This is a genomic window from Roseivivax isoporae LMG 25204 (assembly GCF_000521865.1).
Classification (GTDB): domain Bacteria; phylum Pseudomonadota; class Alphaproteobacteria; order Rhodobacterales; family Rhodobacteraceae; genus Roseivivax; species Roseivivax isoporae.
Genome location: NZ_JAME01000074.1, coordinates 1 through 7,733 on the forward strand (window position 1 = coordinate 1; position 7,733 = coordinate 7,733).

Sequence of the window (7,733 nt, forward strand, 5' to 3'; positions counted from 1 at the left end):
TCGCGCAGCTCCGACGCCAGGCTCGGTGCATCCGGGTCCTGGAAGTAGCTCAGCACCAGCGCGCCCCGCGGCGCGACGTCGTTGATCGTCATCTGCAGCTGGTCGACCGAGAGGAGCGTCGAGCCGTGCCAGACCTCGCCGGCCGTGTCCGTGAACCGACCGTCGGTCCCGACGATGAACCGCGCCGGCCCGTCCGGCGTGTCGATGGCGCACAGGTCCAGCATCCCCACGCGATCGTCGCGCGGGTCGAAGCCCTCGGGGAAAAAGCTCATCTGTTCAGGACCTCGCGGAAGGTCATGGCGGGCGAGGTCACGCGACCGCGGTCATAGCCCAGGCGCGATGCCACGTCGTCCAGCGCCTCGAAAAGCCCGGTCGCCACGAGCGAGATCGGGTCGCCGACAGCGATCGTCGCGCGCTGCAGCGTCACGCCCAGGCGGTAGACGTCGCCGCCCTCGGCCGAGACCCAGAGCACGCCCATGGGCCAGTCGTTCGCACTGATGATCTGGCCCTGTTTCGGCACCAGCGCGGAATCGGTCACCGTCACGACGATCTCCTCGGCGCCGGGCGCCGCGGCGGCCGCCGCCGGAACCTGCGGGCCCGGGTCGAACCCGGAGCCACTCGAGAAGCGCTGGTCGTTCGAGAACGGCTTGCCCATCGTCAGCCAGTCGGCCGGCACCGCATCGGCCCGGTTGAAAACCAGCGGGTCGGCCATGAACAAGCGATAGACCCCGACCCGGCCCTGCGCCGCCCACGCGATCGAGCGCCAGTAGGCGCTCCGCTCGCGCGAGAAGCGGAAGGACAGCTCGCCCATCCAGCGCGGGAACTGGTTGAACACGACCTGCGTCCCGCCGCCGACCCGCTCGGCTTCCCCCTGCCCGCGCCAGTCGATCCACCAGTCGCGCGTCGGCGCGCACATCATGCTGTAGGGCACGGTGACGATCGGGCGTTGCATCAGGTGTTGGTCTCGCGAAGGCGGTTGAAGCGGTCGCCGAAGCCGCGGTTGACCGCGCGCATGGTCTGCGCCTGACTGCTCTGGACCATCGCGCCGGCTCTCCGGTCGATCATCTCGACGATCACTCCGGGCTCGCTCCGCGCGATGATCTCGACTTTCCCGCCGCCCTGCTGACCCGCCTGCCCCCGAAGCGCCGCCTGCGCCTGGGCCGTCGAGAGGATGCGGCCATTCACGGCCGGGATGAACGGTTCGCGACCGTGTGCACCGTCCATGTAGATGCGACCAGCCTGAACCGGACCGCCGGCAGCACGCTGGCCGCCGAAGAGGCCGCTGAAGATTCCGCCGAGCAAGCCCCCGGAATTGCCGCCCATCATGCCGGCGAAGGGCCCCTCCCCGAACAGCGCGGCCTGCAACGCGGCCTTCGCCAACGCCTTCGCCACATTCTCGAGGACACCCGCGAAGTTTTCGCCCTCGACGATGGCGTCGATCAGGCCGTCCTTCAGTTCGGTCTGGATGTCATCAAAGAACCGTGCCCGCTCCTCGGCCCGCTCGTATTCCCGGGTCAGCGCACCGATGGATTCCGCCTGCCGGTCGATCTGCTGGCGCAGGGTCTCGCCCGTCGCAGCCTGTTGCGCGTCGAGATCGAGCCCGCGGCGCTTCGCCTCGTCGAGCAGCTCATAGCGCGCCTGCAGCTCGGCGACCTGCGCCTCGGTCTTGCCGATCATCTCGATCCGGCGCTCGATGCGCTGCAGGTCCTCGTCGCTGTCCTGGAAGAGCGGGTCTTCCTCGCGGCCCCCGCGGCCGCCGCCTCCGGACTTACCCTTGCCGCCCTTGTTCGACCGGTTTGCCACCTCGGCCGCGGCCGCTTGTGCCTGCCGCCACTTGATGAGGCTCTGCCGGTAGCGCTCGGCCTCTTGAGCGGTCTCCACCATCTCAGCCCGCTCGGCCTCCATCGCCTCTTGCACGACGGGATCATAGCCGGTGAGGTCTCCAACCTGCTCACTGTAGCGCTGGCTGGTCAGCGCGCCCGCGCGGCCGATCGGATCGTTCCGGTATTCGTACTCGATCTTCGCCCGAGCGAGATCGGATATGCCCTGCGCCTGCAGCGAGATCGCGTTTTGAACGGCGCGACCCAATTCGTCGGCCAGTCTCCCAGCTTCGCTCGCCGCGCCGCCAATGGCGCCCGCCGCACTTCCGGCTGCGCCGATCATGCTCGACAGCTTTTCGCCCGCCTCCTGCAGGGATTTCACGACCTGCTGCGCACCTGCGTCCATCTCCTCGAACGGCGGCAAGGCGTCCTCGAGCGTGGCGATCAGGTTCTCTACGGCGTCCAGCATCTCCTGCGGACCCTCCGCGGATTCGAGCTGTTGGAGAGCGCTTGCCACCTTCAGAGCGCTTTCGCCGTTCAGATCGAGTTCGCGGCGGATGTTCCGGAGCGTCTCCTCGTACTCGGTGCCCATGAAGGACAGGCCGTCGCCCATCGGCTCCTGCGAAAGGCCGCCGAAAGTCGTCGCGATGTCGCTCAGAGTCGAGCGCATAGCCTCGAGCGCCTCGAACTCGGAAATCTCGCGCAGCGCGGCGATGAAGGTCCGAGCCGCAGCGGTGGCGGTGCCGTACTTCTCCGCCAGCTCCTCGGTCGGCAGGTTCGCCTGGCGCACCGCGTCTCGATACTCGTCGACGGCGGTCGTCAGCTCCTTCGCCTTGTCCTCGAGCGACTGCGCCTCCTCGCCGGCCATGAAGAACGCACCGGCCAGCGGAATTGCGACCGCAGCCACCGCGCCCAGCACTGCACCGATTGCGCCGAACCCGGCCAGCAGCTGCGGTGCCTGCTGACCGAGCGCCACGGTGGCAGAGGTGCCCGCCCCGACCTGCGTCGCGAAGTCCGCGACCTGGAAGGCGACGTTCTGCAGGCCGCCGCCCATGCCGCGGATCACCCCGCCCGTGCGCGTGGCCGCTGCGCTCCCTCGCGCGTACTCGGCGTTGAGCGTCTCGAGAGCCGCCTCGTGCTGGCGCGCCGTCAGCGCGCCCAGCCGGTGCGCGCGGTTCAGCTCCTCGAGCGAGGTCTCGTACCGCTTGCTCGCCGCGAACAGCGGATCGTATTTCGCGCGCAGCCTGTCCATCTCGCGCCCGATCGCCTGCGCGCTCTGCTCGGCGTTCTGCGCCATGCGGCGGTTCGACTGCCGGAACTGGTTTTCAACACCGACAGCGGCGTTTTCCCCGGACTTCATGATCCGGGCCATCTGCTTCTGGAAGCGCGCCACGTCCGCCGACAGGCGGAGAAGGAGCTGCGTGTCGGTCTGGGCCATTACTTGAGCGCCTCCGGCTCATACTTGGCGAGGATTTCCTCGAACTCCGCCTCGGTCGGCGGCTCCGCACGGCGCGTGCCGCTGGCATTGAGCCCCTTCACGAGGTTGACGAAGTCCGCGTAGGTCAGCCGGCGGAGCTCCTCGGGCGACATGTGGAACACGCGGCAGATTTGCGACACCTCGGAAAAGCGGATCGGCTCGGGCTCGCCGGTCTCGCGCGTCGGGTCTTCCTCGATGCCGGTCATGAGGGCGATCAGGATGTCGCCGGCCAGCGCCGCGTTCTCCATGTAGGTCGTCCGGTCGAAGTGCCGCTCCATCAGGTGCTTGGCCTCGACCTTGTTCTCGCCTCCGCCGATCAGCGCGATGCGGATGATCTGGTAGACCTCGTTCGCGAAGAACTTGCCCGAGGAAAGGCGCAGGTAGATCGCGCCGATGGCTTCCTTGCCGCAGGCCTCCTCGATCTCCATCACGCGGCCGAAGTCGAGCCGGAAGAGACGCTCCCTTCCGGCCCAGTCTGCGTAGACCTCGGCCATCAGGTGGCGGCGGTCCAGACGCGCTGGCCGGCGCCGGAAATGCTGGCGCTGAACGTCGCCTTGCCCGAGGTCTCCTTGGTCAGCTCGATCGACGCGAGGTAGGCCGGCAAGGTCCAGAAGCCGCCGTTGTTCGCAGCGCTCTCGTCGAGGAAGATCTTGATGTTCTTCTCGACGCCGTCGTCGGCCCACTGCCGCCAGGTCGACCACGCCTCGGTCGTGACCATTCCGGTGATGGTGCACGCGGTGTCCTGGCTTTCGAGGTGCCTCACGATGACCGCAGGGACGTCGAGCGGATCTTCGCAGTCCAGCACCGTGTTCTCGCCGAGGTTGTTGGTCAGCGTGATGCCGAACGTGTTGGCGCCACAGGTGTGGGCGAAGGTTTCGGGATCGCCGCCGTCGCCGAGCTGGATCACGAGGCGGGTGGTCTGATTGCCGGTAGGCATGGCTTACTCCTTCTCTACCGTTTTCGTGCCGGGCACCGCCTCGGCAACCTGTCGAGTGATCAGCGCCTCGCCCGTGGCCTTCGGGACGCTGTACTCGCGTCCGGCCCGGAAATGTTGCGAGGTGGAGGAGCTGATGCGATGATGGGCATCGCATTTCATCTTGATCTTCATAGGGGTCTCCATGCGCTTTGGTGTTCTCGCGGCGACCGTTGTCGGTTCACTCGCAACTGCCGCCCAAGCAGATCGGCTGGGGTTCGAGGAGACGAACAAGGTGCTGGCATCCGGCACGGTCATAAGCGCCGCCCCCGTGACGGCGCCGCCAGCGCCAAACCCAGTTCTGGGGGCGCAGCCTCCGGAGGCGACGCGCATTCACGAGGTTTTCCTCGCCTTCGAGGGCGAGGTGTATTTTTGCTACCTGCACGGCGGGAAGTCGGACGGAGTTCAGACCTACGCCGAGTGCTACGACTAGGTCGCCTTGATCGCCTTGTTCACGTTTCGGGTCAGGCGCGATTTGATCCGCCGTTTCCGCAGCCGGTAGACCGGGAAGAAATATGGGTTCGCCGGCATTTCCTTGGTGCCGAACTCCTGGAGCTTGGCGTTCTGGAACCGGATACCACGGCTGTTCGTCACCATCGTCTTCTCGTTGCCGGCGTAGATGGTGATCACGAGCGCCTCGTCGTCGCCGCGGACGCGGCCAAGCGTCATGGATCCTTCCGGCGCATCTCCCCAGGTCCAGCCGATGCTTTTTCGCAGTTCGCCGCTCAGCTCCGGCGCGTTCGCCTTCATCTCCTGCACCAGTTCCTCGGCGTTCTGCTCGAGGGTCTCGATCACCGCTTTCCGCACGCGCGTCGGCAGCGAGCCCCATCGCGCGCGGAACTGGCTAAGCCCCTGCACCATGCGTCTGCACCTCCGCCTCCACCGTCACGATGCCGTGCCAGGTGATGCCGTCCGGGTCAGGGGTGGTCCGCCCCGTGGCCTCGATCCAGAGGACGCGGTAGGGCGCGGACAGGGTCAGGTCGCGTTGGTGCAGCGCGGCATGGACCGCGTCGACGATTTCCGCGCAGATGCGCTTGCGCCCCTGGTTCCGCGCCCAGCAGTCGATCTGAAGTGTCTCGATGCGCGTCGTCACGCACTCGGCGATGTCCGGCACGAAGTCGCTGGGACCGAACTCGAGATAGGGGAACACCGCCGTCGACGGCGCGCCGTCATAAATGCGGTCGCCCACGAGCGCGCCGACGCCGGCGTCGGCCACGAGCGCGTCATGGACCGCCTTCTGCAGCGCGGCCGAGGCGCTCATCTCGTGAAGGCCTTTTCGATGCGCGCGGCCGCGGCTTGATGCGCCGCCGAGACGCGGAACAGCGCAGCCGCGAAAGCGGCCTTTGTGATCCCGATCTTCATACCGCCACCCCACTCTCCACGACGATGTAGACCCAGGCGCGGTCCGTGATGCTGTCGACCTCGCGGACGTTGTAGATCGCGCCCCGGCGCAGGTCGCGCATGCGCCAGTCGGCCGTGATCTCGCGCGACTTCACGGTGTTGCGTACCCTGACCTTGTAGATGCCGCGCCCGGTCAGCCGCGCGGCTTCAACCGCTTCGCTGCCGCGCTGATAGATGAACTGGGCGCTGCAGACATGGCTCGCCGGCTCGTCGGTCCAGCCGATCTCGATCCCGCCGAACCCGTCGGGCGCTTCGGTCGGACGATCAAACGCGACGCGGTCGCGCAGGGCGCCGGGGTCCTTCATACCCACACCCGCCACCGGTCGAGCATGGCGAGGAGACGCACGGGCACCTCCCCGGTCCGGTTCTCGAACATGTGCGCGACGAACACGCGCATCACCTGCAGGAGCTGCGGCGGCACGTCCGCTGCAGTCTCCCCGAATCCGGCGACGAACTCGATCGCGACCGTGTCGCGGTCGGTGCGGGGCACCGGCCAGGTCTGGCCGTAGGCCGGCATCACCTGGTGCGGCTCGCGCGAGGTGATGAGGCGATACCGTGCGGCGTCGAGCGTCTGCCAGATGCCAGAGAAATCCAGCCAGCGGATGCTCACGATCTCCTGGACCGGCGACACTCCGAGGTCGATGCCGCCGCAGCCGAACCCGTCGAGGCGTAGCTGCAGCGTCTGGGTGATCATCCGGCGCCGCGTGTAGTCTTCCGTCAGCTGACGTGCCGCCGCGCAGTAGCCTGCGAGAACCTCGTCCTGGTCGGTCTCGTCCGCCTCGAGGCGCAGGTGCTGACGCAGGAGCGCATCGCTAGCGACGAGGGGCTCGGCCTCCGGCGGCGTGACGACGGACAGGGTCATGGATCAGTCGGCATCCGGGCGCGTGACGTACACGGCTGCCCCGCGGGACACGAAGTGCGCCGCCGAGCGCAGCGGGAACGACTTGCGCTGCCCTGCGGTGTAGCGCTCCTCCTCGGGCGTGCCGACGCGATCGTCCTGCACCACGTGAGTGCGGACAAACTTGATGATGCAGATGTCTTTCTTGGCGGCCATGGCGCGCCCTCCTGGTCAGGGGCCGCCCCGCGCGCGGCGAGGCGGCGCGAGGTCGGATCAGACGGTGACGATTTCCGCCACGGTCGCGGCATCGCGCTCGGACGCGGGGCCGTAGCGCGGGTCGAACCCGAGCACGATCGCGCCGCAATCGCTCGTGGCTGCGGCAACCGTCATGGACAGGCGGACATGCGTGAAGCCCTCGACCAGGTCGAGGTCCTCGCCCCAGCACTCGATGATGGCTTGCTTGTCGCTGTCGGTCCCGGCTTGGGTCAGCTGCGTGATGGCCGAGTTCGGCACGTCCTTCACGCCGGTGCCCGTGGCGTCCTGCGCCTGCTCGAGCTTGGCGTCGATCGTGGCCGAGGTGCCGAGGGAGCCCGCCATGACGATCGCCATCAGCGAACGCCAGTCGCCGATGGCGATCCAGCCGGTGGTGTAGGTCGCGGCGGCGTTGGCGTCGGGATCGATCACGCCGACGACGCCCGCCACCTGCGACGGGTTGAGGGTCTTCATTGCCATGTCTCAGGCCTCCGGATGAGATGGTCGAGGTGAGGCGGCGCAGCGGGATGCCGCGCCGCCAGACGGATCAGGCGCGCTCGGCGAGCGTGACGAAATGCGACTTGGTCGCGTTGCCGTTCTTCGGCGCCACCGGCTTCGACAGGTGCGGCTGCCCGCCATAGCGGAAGGTCCAGCGAAACGCCTCGGTCGCGTAGTCGAAGTAGAGATGGATCGACGACGCGAACTTGACGCCCGAGGCCCGGCGCGCGCCGTAGTAGCCCTTGGGCGAGATCAGCTGCAGGTCGCCGCGGTCGCCGAGGGTCTGCGCGAACTCGCTGAACCGCACCGGGCGGCCGAGGAGGAAGCCACCGGGCGCCTCGCTCAGATCCCCGCTCGGCGGCATCCAGATCGGCTTGTCGCCGATCGTCATGGTCATGAGCTGCGGCAGCGTGTCCTGGTTGGTGAGCCAGAACGGCCGGTCGCCCGGCACCATCATGAGCCGCGAATACATCG

13 protein-coding genes and 1 pseudogene are annotated in these 7,733 nt (G+C 67.9%); 1 reads left to right on the forward strand and 13 read right to left on the reverse strand.

The window, feature by feature from the left end:
• The 6 genes and pseudogenes from RISW2_RS22120 to RISW2_RS24870 all read right to left on the reverse strand — a co-directional run.
• Positions 1-272 (reverse strand): annotated as a pseudogene (locus tag RISW2_RS22120) (hypothetical protein); the annotation flags it as partial.
• Positions 269-952, reverse strand: a complete 684-nt coding sequence (locus RISW2_RS23765; RefSeq protein ID WP_051492320.1) for a hypothetical protein — start codon at positions 950-952, stop codon at positions 269-271. The pseudogene RISW2_RS22120 and the gene RISW2_RS23765, both read right to left, overlap by 4 nt.
• Entirely contained in the window at positions 952-3,258 is a 2,307-nt protein-coding gene (locus RISW2_RS22130) for a coiled-coil domain-containing protein (protein WP_043775317.1), read from the reverse strand. Before RISW2_RS22130 ends, RISW2_RS23765 begins: the two co-directional genes overlap by 1 nt.
• Complete coding sequence (locus RISW2_RS23770) at positions 3,258-3,791, reverse strand: gene transfer agent family protein (protein WP_051492322.1); 534 nt, start codon at positions 3,789-3,791, stop codon at positions 3,258-3,260. Before RISW2_RS23770 ends, RISW2_RS22130 begins: the two co-directional genes overlap by 1 nt.
• On the reverse strand, positions 3,791-4,234 hold the full coding sequence (locus RISW2_RS22140) for a phage tail tube protein (RefSeq protein ID WP_043775320.1): 444 nt from the start codon (positions 4,232-4,234) through the stop codon (positions 3,791-3,793). Before RISW2_RS22140 ends, RISW2_RS23770 begins: the two co-directional genes overlap by 1 nt.
• Positions 4,235-4,237: 3 nt before the next feature.
• A complete protein-coding gene (locus tag RISW2_RS24870; protein ID WP_156943967.1) occupies positions 4,238-4,405 on the reverse strand; it encodes a hypothetical protein in 168 nt (55 codons plus the stop codon).
• Positions 4,406-4,415: 10 nt separating this feature from the next.
• On the opposite strand from RISW2_RS24870, the gene RISW2_RS22145 reads away from it, so the two are divergent.
• Positions 4,416-4,703: a hypothetical protein gene (locus RISW2_RS22145; RefSeq protein WP_156943968.1), complete on the forward strand. Its 288-nt coding sequence runs from the start codon at positions 4,416-4,418 to the stop codon at positions 4,701-4,703.
• Here the strand turns inward: RISW2_RS22145 and RISW2_RS22150 are convergent.
• From RISW2_RS22150 to RISW2_RS22180, 7 genes are all read right to left on the reverse strand, one after another.
• Positions 4,700-5,131, reverse strand: a complete 432-nt coding sequence (locus RISW2_RS22150) for an HK97 gp10 family phage protein (RefSeq protein ID WP_043775326.1) — start codon at positions 5,129-5,131, stop codon at positions 4,700-4,702. The two genes, RISW2_RS22145 and RISW2_RS22150, sit on opposite strands and share 4 nt — an antisense overlap.
• A complete protein-coding gene (locus RISW2_RS23775; RefSeq protein WP_051492325.1) occupies positions 5,115-5,531 on the reverse strand; it encodes a DUF3168 domain-containing protein in 417 nt (138 codons plus the stop codon). Before RISW2_RS23775 ends, RISW2_RS22150 begins: the two co-directional genes overlap by 17 nt.
• A gap of 97 nt (positions 5,532-5,628) precedes the next feature.
• Complete coding sequence (locus tag RISW2_RS22160; RefSeq protein ID WP_043775329.1) at positions 5,629-5,976, reverse strand: head-tail adaptor protein; 348 nt, start codon at positions 5,974-5,976, stop codon at positions 5,629-5,631.
• Positions 5,973-6,533, reverse strand: a complete 561-nt coding sequence (locus RISW2_RS22165) for a head-tail connector protein (RefSeq protein WP_043775333.1) — start codon at positions 6,531-6,533, stop codon at positions 5,973-5,975. The genes RISW2_RS22160 and RISW2_RS22165 overlap by 4 nt, the downstream gene beginning before the upstream one ends.
• Positions 6,534-6,536: 3 nt before the next feature.
• A complete protein-coding gene (locus RISW2_RS22170; protein WP_043775337.1) occupies positions 6,537-6,725 on the reverse strand; it encodes a hypothetical protein in 189 nt (62 codons plus the stop codon).
• A 57-nt stretch (positions 6,726-6,782) separates the two neighbouring features.
• A complete protein-coding gene (locus tag RISW2_RS22175; RefSeq protein ID WP_043775340.1) occupies positions 6,783-7,241 on the reverse strand; it encodes a hypothetical protein in 459 nt (152 codons plus the stop codon).
• Positions 7,242-7,308: 67 nt separating this feature from the next.
• On the reverse strand, positions 7,309-7,733 hold a 425-nt coding region (locus tag RISW2_RS22180), incomplete at its 5' end, for a phage major capsid protein (RefSeq protein WP_043775344.1).